Source organism: Paenibacillus lignilyticus (genome assembly GCF_017942085.1).
GTDB classification, from domain to species: Bacteria; Bacillota; Bacilli; order Paenibacillales; family Paenibacillaceae; genus Paenibacillus_Z; species Paenibacillus_Z lignilyticus.
Genome location: NZ_JAGKSP010000001.1, coordinates 654517 through 670642, shown reverse-complemented (window position 1 = coordinate 670642; position 16126 = coordinate 654517). Strand labels below are relative to the sequence as shown.

At 49.9% G+C, this 16126-nt stretch carries 16 protein-coding genes and 1 pseudogene; 16 read left to right on the top strand and 1 reads right to left on the bottom strand.

Translation table 11 applies throughout. The features are described from left to right. Window positions 1–57 precede the first annotated feature (57 nt). The 13 genes and pseudogenes from I8J30_RS02915 (at window position 58) to phoU (ending at window position 12093) form a co-directional block, all read left to right on the top strand. Entirely contained in the window at window positions 58–903 is an 846-nt protein-coding gene (locus tag I8J30_RS02915) for an amidohydrolase family protein (RefSeq protein ID WP_240547749.1), read from the top strand. Between the two features lie 158 nt (window positions 904–1061). Beyond that, complete coding sequence (locus I8J30_RS02910) at window positions 1062–1688, top strand: PadR family transcriptional regulator (protein ID WP_210655213.1); 627 nt, start codon at window positions 1062–1064, stop codon at window positions 1686–1688. A gap of 55 nt (window positions 1689–1743) precedes the next feature. Continuing rightward, the gene (locus I8J30_RS02905) at window positions 1744–3285 is read left to right on the top strand and encodes an MDR family MFS transporter (protein WP_210655211.1); all 1542 of its coding nucleotides are present in this window, start codon (window positions 1744–1746) and stop codon (window positions 3283–3285) included. Window positions 3286–3422: 137 nt separating this feature from the next. Then, the gene (locus I8J30_RS02900) at window positions 3423–3857 is read left to right on the top strand and encodes a hypothetical protein (protein WP_210655209.1); all 435 of its coding nucleotides are present in this window, start codon (window positions 3423–3425) and stop codon (window positions 3855–3857) included. A gap of 100 nt (window positions 3858–3957) precedes the next feature. Next, window positions 3958–4806 (top strand): hypothetical protein, encoded by an 849-nt coding sequence (locus I8J30_RS02895; RefSeq protein ID WP_210655207.1) that lies wholly within the window; start codon window positions 3958–3960, stop codon window positions 4804–4806. A 284-nt stretch (window positions 4807–5090) separates the two neighbouring features. Next, entirely contained in the window at window positions 5091–6482 is a 1392-nt protein-coding gene (locus I8J30_RS02890) for a stalk domain-containing protein (protein ID WP_210655206.1), read from the top strand. 41 nt (window positions 6483–6523) lie between these two features. Continuing rightward, window positions 6524–7381, top strand: coding sequence for a phosphate ABC transporter substrate-binding protein (locus I8J30_RS02885; RefSeq protein WP_091214197.1), 858 nt, complete (start codon window positions 6524–6526; stop codon window positions 7379–7381). A gap of 85 nt (window positions 7382–7466) precedes the next feature. Continuing rightward, window positions 7467–8408, top strand: coding sequence for a phosphate ABC transporter permease subunit PstC (gene pstC / locus I8J30_RS02880; protein WP_091220154.1), 942 nt, complete (start codon window positions 7467–7469; stop codon window positions 8406–8408). Window positions 8409–8410: 2 nt separating this feature from the next. After that, window positions 8411–9310 carry a phosphate ABC transporter permease PstA gene (pstA, locus tag I8J30_RS02875; protein ID WP_210655204.1) on the top strand — a complete coding sequence of 300 codons (900 nt, stop codon included), beginning with the start codon at window positions 8411–8413 and terminating at the stop codon, window positions 9308–9310. Between the two features lie 36 nt (window positions 9311–9346). Continuing rightward, window positions 9347–9802 (top strand): annotated as a pseudogene (locus I8J30_RS34150) (CBS domain-containing protein); the annotation flags it as partial. Next, the gene (locus tag I8J30_RS33490; RefSeq protein ID WP_420831204.1) at window positions 9788–10510 is read left to right on the top strand and encodes a methyl-accepting chemotaxis protein; all 723 of its coding nucleotides are present in this window, start codon (window positions 9788–9790) and stop codon (window positions 10508–10510) included. The pseudogene I8J30_RS34150 and the gene I8J30_RS33490, both read left to right, overlap by 15 nt. Before the next feature lie 117 nt (window positions 10511–10627). Beyond that, a complete protein-coding gene (pstB, locus tag I8J30_RS02865; RefSeq protein ID WP_091214203.1) occupies window positions 10628–11398 on the top strand; it encodes a phosphate ABC transporter ATP-binding protein PstB in 771 nt (256 codons plus the stop codon). Window positions 11399–11433: 35 nt separating this feature from the next. After that, window positions 11434–12093 (top strand): phosphate signaling complex protein PhoU, encoded by a 660-nt coding sequence (gene phoU, locus I8J30_RS02860; RefSeq protein WP_091220157.1) that lies wholly within the window; start codon window positions 11434–11436, stop codon window positions 12091–12093. 61 nt (window positions 12094–12154) lie between these two features. Here phoU and I8J30_RS02855 read toward each other — a convergent pair whose 3' ends face one another. Then, window positions 12155–13075, bottom strand: coding sequence for a LysR family transcriptional regulator (locus I8J30_RS02855; RefSeq protein WP_210655199.1), 921 nt, complete (start codon window positions 13073–13075; stop codon window positions 12155–12157). 186 nt (window positions 13076–13261) lie between these two features. Here I8J30_RS02855 and I8J30_RS02850 point away from each other — a divergent pair, with 186 nt between their 5' ends. The 3 genes from I8J30_RS02850 (at window position 13262) to pstA (I8J30_RS02840) (ending at window position 16118) form a co-directional block, all read left to right on the top strand. Next, a complete protein-coding gene (locus I8J30_RS02850; RefSeq protein WP_210655197.1) occupies window positions 13262–14200 on the top strand; it encodes a phosphate ABC transporter substrate-binding protein in 939 nt (312 codons plus the stop codon). Window positions 14201–14295: 95 nt separating this feature from the next. After that, the gene (pstC, locus tag I8J30_RS02845; protein WP_091214209.1) at window positions 14296–15234 is read left to right on the top strand and encodes a phosphate ABC transporter permease subunit PstC; all 939 of its coding nucleotides are present in this window, start codon (window positions 14296–14298) and stop codon (window positions 15232–15234) included. Further along, a complete protein-coding gene (gene pstA, locus I8J30_RS02840) occupies window positions 15231–16118 on the top strand; it encodes a phosphate ABC transporter permease PstA (RefSeq protein ID WP_210655195.1) in 888 nt (295 codons plus the stop codon). The genes pstC (I8J30_RS02845) and pstA (I8J30_RS02840) overlap by 4 nt, the downstream gene beginning before the upstream one ends. Window positions 16119–16126: the final 8 nt, after the last annotated feature.

Sequence of the window (16126 nt, the reverse complement as noted above, 5' to 3'; positions counted from 1 at the left end):
CCATGGAAGCGTTTCACCTCACAACCACTAATTGATTCTTAAAGGAGCCCAATAACGATGATAAGAATTGATGCCCACCAGCATTATTGGAAATTAGACCGCGGTGACTACGGCTGGCTGACACCGGCAGCGGGACCCATTTTATTTCGCGATTACGGTCCTGCGGATTTGGAGCCGGCGCTTGAGGCTGCCGGGGTTACGCGCACGATTGTCGTCCAAGCGGCGGCGACGCACGAAGAAACAGCCTATATGCTATCGCTCAGTGATGCTGCGGAATCCATTGCCGGCGTCGTAGGTTGGCTGGATTTCCGGGATCCGAACTGGCGCAGCGTCTTGGACGGCTTCCGACGGCACCCGAAATTCGTCGGTATCCGCGTGATGATTCAAGATATGAGCGATCCATTCGAGGCGCTGAATCCGCAATCGCTGGAGGCGCTTCGTTACTTGGCGGAAATCAAGCTTCCGGTCGATCTGCTCATTGTTTCGCATCAATTGCCTGCGACGCTTGCCTTGCTTAAGCAAGTGCCCGGTCTGCATGCCGTAATCGATCATATTGGCAAACCGCAAATCCGTGAGGGAATCGTCGAGCCATGGGCGGCTCAAATGAGCGAGATAGCTGCGCAATATCCGGGCGTATACTGCAAGCTGTCGGGCATGATTACGGAAGCGGCACATGATGACTGGAAGCCGGAGCAATTTACGAGCTATGTCAGACATATTGCGCAGGTGTTCGGTACGGAACGCATCATGTTCGGCAGCGACTGGCCGGTTTGTCTGCTCGCCGGAAGCTATAAGGATGTATGCGATGTGCTTGATGAAGCACTGCCCGCAACGCTTAGCGAGAGCGAGCGGGAGGCATTATACGGCGGCAATGCGGCAGCCTTCTATAAACTGTCTTTATAGTACATGTAAACCTTGGGGGAGCTTAATCCTATAGCTCATAAGCCCGAGGTTTTTTTTATTTTCTCGTGCTGTAGGCGGTTGACAGTAAGCATTCTATTTCGTATAGTCGAAATGGACTATACGGGTTCGAATCGTATTCTTAAGGGAGTCTGTGAAGGATGGCCAAACGAAAAGTAAGTAACATGCTGGCTCTAGCCGTCTTATCGCTGCTTAATGAACGACCGATGCATCCGTATGAAATCGCCGCCACGATGAAGCAGCGCGGAATACCGGATGTGATCAAGCTCAACAACGGGTCGCTTTATTCGGTCGTGGATTCGCTGCTGAAGCAAGCGTGGATCGTGCCGCTGGAAACCCAGCGGGAAGGGAAACATCCGGAGCGGACGATTTATGCGCCGACGGATGCCGGCGTTGCGGAGTTTCACGATTGGATCCGAGAGCTGATTTATGCCCCAGTGAAAGAATATCCTCATTTACCTGTGGCATTATCGTTTATCGGCCATATTTCACCGAAGGAAACGGCTGCTCTGCTGGAGCAGCGAATGAACTTCGTGCAGAAAGATATCGTGCAGCGACGTGCGGGGAACGATTATGCGGTTTCGCAAGGACTTGCACGGATTTTCATTATTGAGCAGGAGTTTATCGTCAACCAGTTGGAGGCAGAGCTCGCTTGGCTGCGATCGTTTATCCAGGAGATTAAGGATGGCGGCTTGACGAGGCTGGAGGATGGGGAGCGGGTGTGGATTAATTCGACACCTTTGGATGACGAAGACTCCGATGCATGACGGATGAACCGTCTGGACAGAACAAAGATGCACATAATGGAGGGGAACTACCAAAATGATGGCAAAACGAAGTAACGTAGGCATCGTTGTCGCAGGTTTGCTGCTCGGCATTCTTATGGCATCCATGGACAACACCATCGTAGCTACGGCGATGGGTACGATCGTTCATGACCTCGGCGGCATGGACAAATTTGTATGGGTCACATCCGCTTATATGGTTGCTGAGATGGCGGGCATGCCGATCTTCGGCAAACTGTCCGATATGTATGGACGCAAACGGTTCTTTATCTTCGGAATATTAACCTTTATGCTCGGTTCCATTCTTTGCGGTACCGCGCATTCCATTATCGAGCTTAGTATTTACCGCGCGATTCAAGGGATCGGCGGCGGAGCGCTCGTTCCAATTGCTTTTACCATTATGTTCGATGCCGTGCCTCTTGAGAGCCGCGGTAAGCTTGGCGGTCTATTCGGCGCCGTGTTCGGTATGTCGAGTATCTTCGGACCGCTTCTCGGTGCGTATATTACAGACTATATCGCATGGGAATGGATTTTCTACATCAACCTGCCGCTTGGACTGATTGCTTTCCTTATGATTGCCATCTTCTATAAAGAATCGGTCGAGCATGCCAAGCAGCGCATCGACTGGGGCGGCGCTTTCACGCTTGTCGGGGGCATCGTGTGCCTTATGTTCGCCCTTGAGCTGGGCGGCAAGAAGTATGCATGGGATTCTTCCATGATTCTTGGTTTGTTCGCCGGCTTCGCCGTATTGCTTATCGCCTTCATCATGATTGAACGTAAAGTGTCGGAGCCGATCATTTCGTTCAACATGTTCCGTAAACGGCTGTATTGGAGCAGTAATGCGATTGCGATGTTCAGCGGCGCGGCGTTCATTACGGCTTCCGTTTACATTCCGATCTTCATTCAAGGCGTGCTCGGCGGAAAAGCAACGAATGCCGGCATGGTTCTGCTGCCGATGATGCTCGGTACGGTCGTTACGGCGACGGGCGGCGGTTTCTTGATGACGAAGATGACCTTCCGTTCCATCATGATTCCCACACTCGGGATCTTGGTTGCGGGCAACGTGCTTCTTACGACGCTTGGCGTCGATTCGACGCGGTTTATCGTAACGTTGTTTATGATTTTGGTCGGTCTTGGTATCGGAGCATCGTTCTCGGTACTTAGCAACGCCGCCATCTACTCCTTCTCCCCAAGGGAACGCGGCGCTGCGAGCGCAACGCTTAACTTCCTTCGCTCGCTCGGGATGACCATCGGCATTACCGTATTCGGTATCGTCCAAAGTCACGTGATGACGAATAAATTGAAAGACTCCTTCGCCGGTGCGGGAGGGGACGCAGCGGCATTGCCGCCGGGTCTGGATCTCAGCGATCCGCGTGCCATTCTGACACCGGAAACGAGAGAACAGATCCCAGCTGACGTACTGGATAAGATCGTCGCCGCGCTTTCATCTTCGATCACTTACACCTTCATGTGGGCGATCATTCCATCCGTGCTTGCGCTGGCATTCGCCTTCTTCATGGGACGCCAGAAACTCGACGCCATGGCGGAAAGCAGCGAATACGGCACATCCTCGCATTAATGAACAAGAGCTGTCACCGAACGCGCAACTCGCGACGTTCGAGACAGCTTTTTTTATTTTGCATATGCGGAGGAATCGAACTGGATTAAGATCGCCTCTTCTTGTTCATATTGAATAACAAAGGGAGGCTTTTACCTATGAACGGCAATCGAATAACGCCCGCGCTGCTGGCTTTCATCCTCATTGCAGCTATTTTCGGACAACGTGCTCAAGCGGAGCCGAGTGCGTCTTCGGATAGCAAGCAAGTCACCTACATCGATGAGAGCGACTACGAAGGTGAGATTTTACAATGCGTGAAGCTCATTAACAGGAATATCAATTATATGAACGAAGAGGATAATGCCGCCAATAAGGCGATCCTGACATCCGGCTATAAAACCAGAATTAGCGAGTTTACGCCCGGATTCCGAGTATCCGAAGCCAAATTGCGCAACGTGGGCAAAAATCAATACGGCGAATATGTGGCTTATGTAGACCTGGACAGTAAATTAGAGAAGAAACCGATGATTACGACGATCATGTACGTCTTGAAGCAAGAGAACAACAAATGGCTGATTGATCAAACCGATTAGCCGACTCGAGTTCTCCGAAATGAATAAAATTCGACTTCACCGACTGACAGTATACTCGCCCTCCTTCTGGTAAATTGGGACTAAAGGAGGAGGGAGAGATATGCCCAGCCAAGCAGGTCCGCGCACGAGGGCCGCAATAAATGGACTTCATCCGCTGCCGAACTCGCCGCCCCAATGGAATTCTACTAAAGTAACGGTACATATCACGGTTGCGCTGGTACTTGCGTTCCTCAGTGCCTGGTATCTGTCTCAAGGCTATAATCTATCGGCTGTCATTCTATGCGAGCTCTATATGATCATCGCCATTGGCAAGGGCAAGCTGAACCATCCGCTAGGCATCCTGATTAATGAACGAAACCTCATGAGTCTGTCCAGGCTGCAGATTACGCTGTGGACGGTGCTCTTCACATCGACTTATTTTACCATCCTTGTAGGAAATCTCGCCCTCCATCCGGAACATCCGCTGCAGCTCAAGTTTGACTCCACTGTGCTCGCCCTCATGGGCATCAGCAGCGTGTCGGCTATATTTAGTCCCATGATTAACGGAGCGAAGAAAAACCGTGCGATTGATGACTCGCTTAAGAATCAGCTCGTGCAAAGTGCCGCGGAAGCCTACAACATGAGTGCGCAGGAAATCGAAACAAGCATGCAGGGGACGCTCTATGCGAACCCATCTTACAAGGACGCGCAGTTCAGCGATATTTTTGAAGGGGAAGAAATGCAGAACCATGCCTACATCGACATAGCCAAGGTGCAGATGTTCCTCTTTACCATGATGGCGTTAATGATTTACTCCGTTACGATCTACTCGACTCTGATGACGCAAGGCCTAGATGCGATTGAAAGTTTCCCTGCATTGCCGGAGGAGCTTATTGGGCTAATCGGAATCAGCAACGGGGGCTATCTGACCAGCAAGATTATTAACTTTACCAAGTCGACGCCAACTTAAGGTTCCATCACGTAGTACAGAGCCGTTTCTCCAATGCCGACAGGCGGGAGAGGCGGCTTTTTTGGTGCGGTCGAAAGTTGAAAGCCGTTTACCCAATCTTTCGATGGTCTAAACCGGTCAATTAGGCCAAATGGCACATCTTAACAAATCCTTCACAATACATTAACCGCTGCTTTACAATACCAGCCTCACCATTAACTGCCGTTTTACAATGGGTACTTATAATCAGAATTGTACATAACGAAAACGACAATAAACCATTCCAGAAGGGTGATACGAGCTAAATGTCTATGAAAAAAACGCTAATGATTTCCGCGCTTGCCGCAGCACTGAGTACTTCGGCAGTGAGTGCAGTCTCCGCCGCATCCGTAACAAACGCAACGACGGTAAATATCACAATCAATGACACGGCATTCCATGTCCGTTCCATCCAAGCAAACAATACCGTGCTTTACGCACTGAGAGATTTGGGAACGGCGGCAGGCGTGCAATTCATGGTCAATGTTAAATCGGGCGTAACGGCATATTTCAACAACCACGCGATCGAGCTTCATGCAGGTTCGAATGCTGCATTGGTTGACGGAGAGGCAATAAGTTTAGAGCAAGCGGTACAAAGCGTAAACGGCAGCTATTATGTAGCGCTCGAAGATTTTGTAAGCGCGTTTGGTGTTGATTCCTCGACTGATGCTTCCGGCTTGATCGCAATTGATGCAGTAGCTAAAGTCCACGCGGATGACATTCGTTGGATAGATGCAGATCGTTTGCTGGCATCCCAATTGACTGAAGAAGGCCGTATCGACTATATCGTTAACGCTCACACAGGTGCATATACGCAATTGCTGGTTTCCACAGCGGCTTCCGACCTGACTGTAGCTCCTAATGGCAAGCTGGCTGTTTACACAGATGGGGATGGCATCGTAAATGTCATCGATCTGACCAGCAAGGTTCCGGCTGCCAAAGCGGTATCGACAGACAACTCCATTAAACCAGAGCTTGTCTGGTCGGCTGACAGCTCCGCGATCTACTTCCTCCAAGGTGATAAAGGCTCCGTCATCGCGAAGTTGAACGTTGCCGATGGCGTAATTACGAAAGTTTTGGACGACAAAGTGGATTATAAATCCGGACTGGCTGTTTCCGCTGACGGCAAGAAGTTCTTCTACACGGTTATCAAGCCGGGCGCCGTAACTGCCGATGCCAACAAACCGGTTGATGATGACGATGTGGCAATCGACAACACGGGTACGGAGCCGCAGCTGTACAGCTTTGATTTCTCGGTGAAAGACAGCAAGCCTGTAAAACTGACGACGACAACAGATGACAAAGTGTTCGTAGGCGGAGCGGCAGACGGCAGCAAAGCGTTCTACGTAAGCGTTGAAGACAACAAGCCATCTTCGCTCGTAGCCGTGGCACTGGACAAAACAGTAACGAAGCTGATCGGCGATAAAGATGTATTGCAAGCTATCGTAGTCGGCGACAAAATTTACGCTCTTGCGGATTCCGCGGACGTAACAAGCGCTTACGAAGTAAACATCGCTACAGGGGCAGTAACGACGCTTGGCAAACTAGAAGGCAACGTAAGCGAAGTTGTAGCCGCACCCGGAACGCCAATCGCATTCGTAATCGACGATGCCGTTTATGTGAAGTCGGACAGCGGCCTGAAGAAAGTAACGAACTAATTCAATCTTAGCGTTCTAAATTGAGAGGAGAACTTCCACAGATGAAAACAAAATGGTTTAAAAGCTTAAGCTTCGCCCTTATCGCGCTTACAGTCGCATTCGGTTCCGTATCCGTTGCGAGCGCATCCAGCAAATTGAGCGGCCGTATCGTTATCAACGGTTCATCGGCGCTTCTGCCGCTGACGCTGCAAGCAGCCAACGAGTTCAAGAAGCTCAACCCGAAAGTCAGAATTTCCGCATCGGCTGCAGGTTCCATCACGGGTCCTCAATCGGTACGTAAAGGCATTGCAGACATCGGCGCGGTAGACTGGGATGCAACGAAAGATGTACCTGGTTTCAAAGCGTTCACAGGTCAAGTTGCCAATAAAGTAGCTGTTATTCCTTTCGCGGCAATCACGAACAGCAATGTAGGCGTAAGCAGCTTGTCCACTGCACAGCTGCAAGGCATTTTCTCCGGTAAAATCACCAACTGGAAAGAAGTCGGCGGAGCGGATAAAGACATTATCGTGGTCAACCGCGCATTCGGTTCCGGTACGCGCGTCAACTTCCAAATCAAGGCGCTCAATGGTACGGATTTCATGACAAAAGGCTCCAACTATAAAGAAGTAAAATCGAGCGGCGATATGAAAACTGCCATCGAAACGACGCCAAACGCAATCGGTTATATCGACCTTGTGTATGTGACAAGCAAAATGACCGCAGTGAAAATCAACAACGTTGCACCGACAGAAGCTAACGTAATCAACGGTACTTACAAGGTGTGGGGCTACGGCTACTACATGACAAAAGGCCAGCCAACCGGCGCAACGAAAGCGTTCATCGACTACGTACAAAGCAAAAAGTTCCAAACCGGATCGCTGAAGAAGCTTAAATTTATCCCGATCTCGGCCATGAAATAAGATGCAGCGGAGCCGGCTTATCGCATTAGCAACTGCGAGGCCGGCTCTAACTTTGAACACTTGAAAGGAGAGCAGCGTCATGAGCATGATTGACATCCCTGTGTCCAGCGAATTGGGACGTAGCCTTGAACATTCATCGGGTCGCAAATTCAGCCGCAAAGCACGGCTTTCGTTCTATAACCGTACGTTCCGCATCATCTGTATCGCAAGTGCTGTCTTCGTATGTGTCATTCTATTCTCGATTTTGTTTCTGATGGGCCGCACGGGCGTACTGACGTTCGAGACGGTTTCCGTGAAAGATTTCTTCTTCTCTACGGAATGGGTACCTGAGAATGATCAATACGGCGCATTTATCTTTATTTTCGGTACGTTCGCCTTAACACTGCTGACAATGGTGATTTCCGTACCGCTGTCTGTCATAATTGCAATTTTCTTATCCGAAATGACGCCGGCATGGCTGAAGACGATGCTGCGTCCAGTACTTGATTTGCTCGTCGGTATTCCTTCTGTCGTTTATGGTTTTCTGGGTATGACCGTTCTCATTCCAATGCTTCGTACCGTAACAGGAACGAATATGGGCGATGGCATTCTGGCCGCAGCTATCGTGCTCACCATTATGACGTTGCCGACCATCAGCCGGATCACGGACGATTCCATCGTAGCGGTTCCGAAGAAATTCCGGGATGCTTCCTATGCCCTAGGCTCCACCAGGTTCCAAACGATTGTCAGAGTCGTACTCCCTGCCGCGAAAAGCGGTATCCTGTATGCCGTCATTCTGGGCATGGCACGTGCGATCGGCGAAACGATGGCCGTCGTTATGGTTATCGGCAATACCCCTCAGCTGGCGGATGCACTGTTCAAGCCGACGGCTGTATTGACGAGTAATATCGTCATGCAAATCGCGAATGTCCCGTTTGATTCCGCATGGAACTACGCGCTATATATGATGGGCTTTATCCTGCTCATTATCTCGCTCCTCATGATCGTAATCGTAAGGCTATTCCAAGGCAGAGGAGTGAAATCATAACGATGAGTAATGGCAAAGGAACATCGGTTCCGAATCCGTTTGAGGCAGGCAAAGGATTCAATCACCTGAGCAACAGGCTATTTACCTCAGTGGTGTGGATTATCGGGATGTGCACCATTCTGTTTATATGCGGATTGTTATTTCTAATCTTGCAGAAAGGGCTGCCGGAGCTCGACTGGGGCTTCTTGTACGGGCTGCCGAGTGAGATTGACGAAGGCGGCGGTATCGGGCCGTTAATCTTCAATTCGTTCTATGTGCTTGCGATTTCACTTGTGATTTCAATCCCGCTCGGGATGGCAGCCGGTATTTACTTGGCTGAGTTCGCGCCTGCCACGAAGTTTATCGCCTTTATTCGGATTTGCGTGGAAGGACTCGCTTCCGTGCCTTCGATTATTTTCGGTCTGTTCGGTATCGCATTGTTCGTGGAAGCATTCGATATTGGGCTTACGATCATTGGCGGTGCCGTCAGCTTGGCTTTCTTGAACCTGCCGGTGCTGACCCGGGTAACGGAAGAAGCGATTCGTGCGGTACCGAAGGAAATGAAGCATGCATCGTTCGCGCTCGGAAGCACGCATCTGCAAACGATCCGCAGCGTCCTTATTCCGGTTGCATTGAACGGGATTATTACCGGTATCTGTCTGACCGCGGGCCGCGCCTTCGGAGAGAGTGCCGTTATCATCCTGACTGCCGGTGTATCTTCCTCCGGCGAAATGTGGGATTTTAGCCTGTTTTCCCCGGGTGCCACGCTTGCGGTTCACCTTTGGTATGTACAATCGGAAGCCATCGTCCCTGATGCGCAGCTTATTGCGGAGAAAGCGGCTGCCGTTCTTGTCTTCGTCGTTCTGCTCATTAATATCGTCTTCCGTTTGCCGCTGTGGCTGAATGCGCGCAGAACACGTTAAACCAGCAAGCTTGCCGAATTGAAAGGAGAGATATGCATGACAATTGCTGTATTGGAACGGCTGACAACTGAAGAACGGCTTATGAATATGCCGACTGCAGAAGGACAGGTAACGACTTCAGATCATGCATTATTGACAGCTTTCATTAGGGAAGCAGCAATCGTGAACGTATCTCATACTTGCCAGGATGTCATTTCGCAATTCGCGTTAACACCGGATCATGAATGTGTCGTAGTTTGCGATGACATGGACCGGCCGATTGGACTTGTTATGCGAAATAAACTCACGATCATTCAGACGCATCGATTCGGCAGAGAGCTGTATTACGGCCGTTCGATTGCGAAGCTGATGGATCGTCAGCCGCTTATCGTGAATCAAGGGATTTCCATGCAGGAGCTGCTTGACCGCGCGCTTGGACGTGAAGAGAAAACGTTGTACGATTGTGTACTTGTTACGGAGAATGATCGATTTATCGGCATGCTGACCATGGCGGATTTACTGAAAATGTCCCGATTGCTCCAGCAGCGGAGCGTAAAAGCTCAAGTGAACATGATACGCGGTGCAGAAGTGATGATCGAAGAAATCGATCGTTCTATCGTCCATGTGCAGGAAGCTTCTCTGTTAGGCGAATCGATGTCCGGAGAAATGCTGGAATTGACGCTCAAAGGCAAGAACGAGCTCGATAAAGTATCGATGGCCTTTCATAATCTGACGAAACGCACGGACGTTCAGGAAAACCAAATCAGCGATCTGCAGGATCGTGCCGGATCGATTGACAAGGTGTCGAAGCTGATTCGCGGCTTAGCGGATCAATGCAATTTGCTGGCGGTTAACGCAGCGATCGAAGCTGCTCGTGCCGGCGAGCATGGCAGAGGATTCGCGGTTGTTGCCGATGAGGTTCGTAAGCTTGCTACGCAGACGAAGGAGTCCGCAGAGGATATCAATCGCATGATTGGCTCCATTATGGAAGCGGTCAAAGAAACGGTTCATCTGGTTAGCTTGGGCAAGACGGAAGCAGATACGAGCCAAATATACATAAAAGAAGCGGCGGACGTATTCCAGCAGCTGTTCCATGCAGCCGCAGGAAGCAGCGACAGCTCCGGCGAGATCGGAAGGCTGTCGAACCAAGCGTATTTGCAATCGCAGCGCGTAACGGAGCAAATGAAGCATTTGATCCAGGATTTGCAAGTGAAAGAGTGAATTTTAATACTGCGTTTACAAAACGAACATATTCGATAAACAAATTCACGCTATCCTAGTTCAAGGAAGGCCTGAAACGGACGGTTAAGAAGTCCACCCAATACGGAGGAATATGCCATGCAATCAACAGCTTCCCAGACTTTGATAGATATTCATAAATTAAATTTACATTATGGACAATTCCACGCCTTGAAGGACGTAACGATGGATATTCCGGAGAAAGCGATCACGGCTTTCATCGGGCCCTCGGGCTGCGGGAAATCGACGCTGCTTCGTACGCTTAACCGGATGAATGATATGATTCCAGGCACAAGAATCGAAGGCAAGATCACAATCGGCGGTGCGGACATCTATTCGAAAGAAGTGGATGTGGAAACACTGCGCAAGAAAGTCGGCATGGTATTCCAACAGCCGAATCCATTCCCGAAATCCATCTATGATAATGTTGCCTACGGCCCGCGTTTGCACGGCATTCGCAGCAAACAGAAGCTCGACGAAATCGTGGAATCCAGTCTTCGTTCCGCAGTATTGTGGGATGAAGTCAAGGATTATCTGAAGCGTTCGGCGCTTAGCCTCTCCGGCGGACAACAGCAGCGTCTCTGTATTGCGCGTGCAATTGCCGTTAACCCTGATATTCTGCTTATGGATGAAGCGACTTCCGCACTTGATCCGATCTCGACACTGAAGATCGAAGAACTGGCACAAGAGCTGAAAGATAAATATACAATCGTCATGGTCACGCACAACATGCATCAAGCGGCACGTGTTTCTAATCAGACGGTATTCTTCCTCAATGGTGAAGTAGTGGAGTTCTCGGAGACGGAGAAACTGTTTTCCAATCCACGCGATCAACGCACGGAAGACTATATTAGCGGCCGATTCGGCTAATTCCTAAACCACAGAGGGAGAGCATTTAAGTGATGATGACGAAGCGCAAAGAATTTGATCATGGACTCGAGGAATTGAACGAGCTGATCGTAGATATGGGTCAACGCGTAGAGGCGGTTATCGCGAAGGCGATGAACGCATTGGAAACGATCGATGTGCCTGCAGCCAAGCAAATCATTCAAGATGACAAATCGATCAACAAAATCGAAGAAAAAATTTCGGAATTAGGCGCGATGCTGATTGCCACCCAGCAGCCGGTTGCTAAGGATTTAAGACGTATCCTGGTCGCTTTCCGAATTGCCTCCGACTTGGAGCGGATGGGCGATTTGGCAGTAGACGTAGCAAAAGTCGTGCTGAGACTGGAAGGGCAAGTATTGATCAAACCGTTGATCGATTTGCCTCGAATGACGCAGATCGTGCAGATGATGACTTATGAAGCGATACAATCGTTCGTTCAAGAGAATGTCAACATGGCCTACAAAATGGCTAAAGACGATGATCTCGTCGATGCGCTTTATTCGCAAATCATCCGCGAGCTGTTCTCGCTCATGATGGAAAATCCGAAAACGATCTCCCAAGCCAACCTGCTTAGCTTCGTCGGACGTTACATCGAACGTTTCGCGGATCATGCAACGAACATTGGGGAATCGGTCGTGTACTTGGTAACAGGTTCAAGACCGGATCTTAACTCCTGATTCACTCAGCACTTATAACTCTAAATAGCATACCCCAAAGCAGCCGATTCGAAGCGAAACTTTACTTCGAATCGGCTGTTTTTTGCAGTTTAGGGAGCTCTTTAAGCAAAGCGACCATGCGCTGCTGCTGTACCGGATTCCAATAATCCGAGCGCCAGGCTGCAACCAGCTTCCAGCTTTGCTGCTGGCCGGGAAGAGGGAGCCGAAGAATACCTCCGGACAATGGAAGAGCTGCGGAGCTGGGGAGCAGCGCCAGCAAAGAACCGGCTCGGACCGCATTCAAAGCCAAATCGATCCGATCCGTCGAAAGCGGACTGCTAAGTTTGAGCTGTTCCTTCGCGAACCAGCTGCTAACCGCTTCCTCAATGGATGGATCGGCAAGCTTTACATAAGACTGACCTTGAAGCAAATAAGATGATGCGGTGCCTCCCTGTTGTGCATCAAGCAGGGGATGGGATTTAGTCGTAAACAGCGAGAGCCGGTCCTCAAGCAGCAGTTCCGATTGGCAGCCTTGCAGCTCCCGTTCATAAAGCGGAGAATCCCCAAACACAATAAGGTCAAGTTTCCCTGTATGAAGCTGCTCGAGCAGGCGGTTGGTTTGATCGGTAATGAGGTTGATTTGTAAAGTAGAAGCCTCTTCTGCGAGACGATACCAATTCCCGCTAAATAGGACGGAGGAAGCCGCGTCTGTACAGCCGATGACGAATTGATGTTTCCCTTGCCGACGGTAAGAAGCGAAACGCTCCTGAGCCTCGCGATAGAGGCGGTCAATGCCTTCGGCATACTGATACAGCAGCTTGCCGGATTCCGTAAGCATCACCTTTCCTGTTTTCATCTCGAAGAGCGGCATTCCCCATTCTTCCTCGAGTTTCTTCATATGAAAGCTCACCGTAGGCTGCTTCATGCCAAGCTCATCGGCGACTGCAGTCACTTTGCGGAGCCGCTCGATTAATACCAAAATCTGCAATCTTAATATATTCATAATAATAACGCTCCAGTTTCGATTTGGTATTCAATAATTCTATAGTAAGCAGTGTATTTATACAATTCCTCTATGTAGTTTTTGCATTGCGTTAACACTTCGAAAATATCAGATTAATACGGGACATCTATACTAAGTCTTGTAAAACAAATAACCGCGCAGGAGCGGAAGGAGAAACGAACTGAAATGAAAAAGGCATTACTAATTGTTGTAGCACTTATGTTGACGATCGGTTTGGCGGCTTGCGGCTCGAAGAATGAAGAGAGCACGAACACCAACTCACAAAATAGCGGTACGAATAACGCAGGCGCCGGTGAAGCTTTGAGCGGATCGATTCTGGCAACAGGTTCATCAGCTCTTCAACCGCTTGTTGAGCAAGTTTCCAAGAAGTTCATGGAAGACGCGAAATACTCGGGCATCACGGTTCAAGTTCAAGGCGGCGGCAGCGGCACAGGCTTGACTCAAGTATCCGGCGGTCAAGCAACAATCGGTAACTCCGATATTTTCGCGGAAGAGAAGTTCACGGATGCGGATGCGGATAAAGCAAAAGAATTGGTTGACCATCAAGTAGCGGTTATCGCTATGGCAACTGTAGTCAATAAAGACATTGCGGTAGACAACCTGACAAAACAACAGCTTGTAGACATCTTCACCGGTAAAGTGACGAACTGGAAAGAAGTTGGCGGCGCAGATGAGAAAATAACGATCGTAAACCGTCCGGGCAGCTCAGGCACTCGTAAAACATTTGAGAAATACGCACTGGGTACGAAATCCGAAGACGTTAAAGGCTCCATCCAAGAAGATTCCTCAGGTACCGTTAAGAAGCTTGTTGCCGAAACACCCGGCGCTATCGGTTACCTTGCCCTTTCCTACATCGACGACACTGTAAAAACAGTGAAATATGAAGGCGTAGAAGCTACAGAAGCAAACATTGTAATAGGCACTTATCCGGTATGGGCTTACGAGCACATGTACACAAAAGGCGAGCCGGATGCAGCAACTAAAGCATTCCTGGACTACATGACCAGCGACGAGATTCAAAACGCTGATGTTGTGGAACTTGGTTACATCCCAATGAGCAAAATGGAAGTAAAACGCGATGTTGACGGCAAAATCACGAAATAAGTAAAACCCTAAACAAATAGCACAGTCATTAGAGGTGGATACACTCCGCCTCTAATTGCCTGTCATGAGAATGCTAGTTGAAGGAGAGAACATTCATGGAGCAGCCCGCTCGTACAGATAAGAAACGGATTCAAACGGGGAAGTCAACAAGAGCTATTGTGAAACCGCACGTCATGGAGGAATGGGTAGGTAAAGTATATACAACGCTGTGTATTCTAGTCCTCGTGATCACGATTGCAGCTATTGTCTATTTCGTTTCTTCCCGCGGTTTGACTACGTTTATTATGGATGGCGTGAGCCTCGGCGGGCTGCTAAGCGGCTTGAAATGGGATCCGGAAGGTGATATTCCGCTTTATGGCGCATTGCCATTCATCTTCGGATCATTCAGTACTTCGCTTCTTGCAGCGTTGCTCGCGGCACCGCTTGGTATCTGCGCGGCCGTGTTTATGACGCAAATTATGCCCGGTGTCGGCAAAAAGGTGCTGCAGCCCGTTATTGAGCTGCTAGCCGGTATTCCATCTGTTGTATTCGGATTTGTCGGACTGAGTATTGTTGTACCGGCCCTAAGGGCTTTATTCCCGGGCCAAGGTATCGGAATTGCGGCGGGATCCATCGTGCTCTCGCTTATGATTTTGCCAACTGTAACGACGATTGCCACGGATGCGCTGGCTGCATTACCTCGCGGGCTGAAGGAAGCTTCTTACGCGCTTGGTGCTACACGCTGGCAGACGATTTACCGCATTGTACTGCCAACCACGCTGCCATCGCTCTTAACGGGGGTTGTTCTGGGGATGTCCCGGGCCTTTGGCGAAGCATTGGCTGTACAAATGGTCATCGGTAACTCGCCTCATATCCCGCATTCCTTGTTTGAATCAGCTTCGACGCTGACGAGTGTCATCACACTCGATATGGGTAACACCGTTATGGGCTCCACGCACAACAATGTCTTGTGGTCGCTCGCGCTCATTCTGCTTAGCATGACCTTTGTCTTTGTATTCATAGTCCGCTTCCTGGAAAGGAGAAACCAACGATGAACGCCAAAACCGCAGATCGGCTTGCCACAGGCGTTATTATCGCCGTCGCCTCACTTATCGTTCTTATTTTGGCGGGATTGCTCGGTTTTATCCTTTTCCGCGGAATAGGCCATATCAGCTTCGATTTCCTGACCTCCGCACCTCAAACCATTAAGGCCGGAGGCGGTATCGGACCGCAGCTCTTTAACTCCTTGTTCTTGCTTGTATTGACCTTGATCATCACAATCCCGCTCGGACTTGGTGCCGGGATCTATATGAGTGAATACGCAAAGCCGGGCCGTCTTACGGATTCCATTCGTTTGGTCGTCGAAGTGCTTTCGTCTTTCCCTTCGATCGTCGTTGGTTTGTTTGGACTCCTAGTTATTGTAAACTTATTCGGCTTCGGGTTCTCGCTGTTCTCCGGCGCGCTTGCGCTGACCGTATTCAACCTGCCGCTTATGGTTCGAATTACAGAGCAATCGCTCAGCGGTGTGCCGCGCGAGCAGAAGGAAGCGAGCTTGGCGCTTGGCTTATCGCGCTGGAAGACGATCACATCGGTTATGCTGCCGATCGCAATGCCGACGATTGTCACAGGTACCATTCTTGCTTCGGGCCGTGTATTCGGTGAAGCGGCTGCGCTGCTGTTCACTGCCGGCATGAGCTCGCCGCGCCTGGATTTCACGAATTGGAATCCGCTCAGCCCATTCTCCCCGCTGAATCCGTTCCGTCCGGCAGAGACGCTGGCGGTGCATATTTGGAAAATCAACAGTGAAGGCTTGGCTCCGGATGCCGCAGAAATCGCTGCAGGTGCTTCTGCCGTCTTGCTCATCATGGTTCTCTTGTTCAACTTCTCCGCCAGATGGTTTGGAAGATATTTGCATCGTAGATTTACGGCAACCAAATAGGGAAGGGT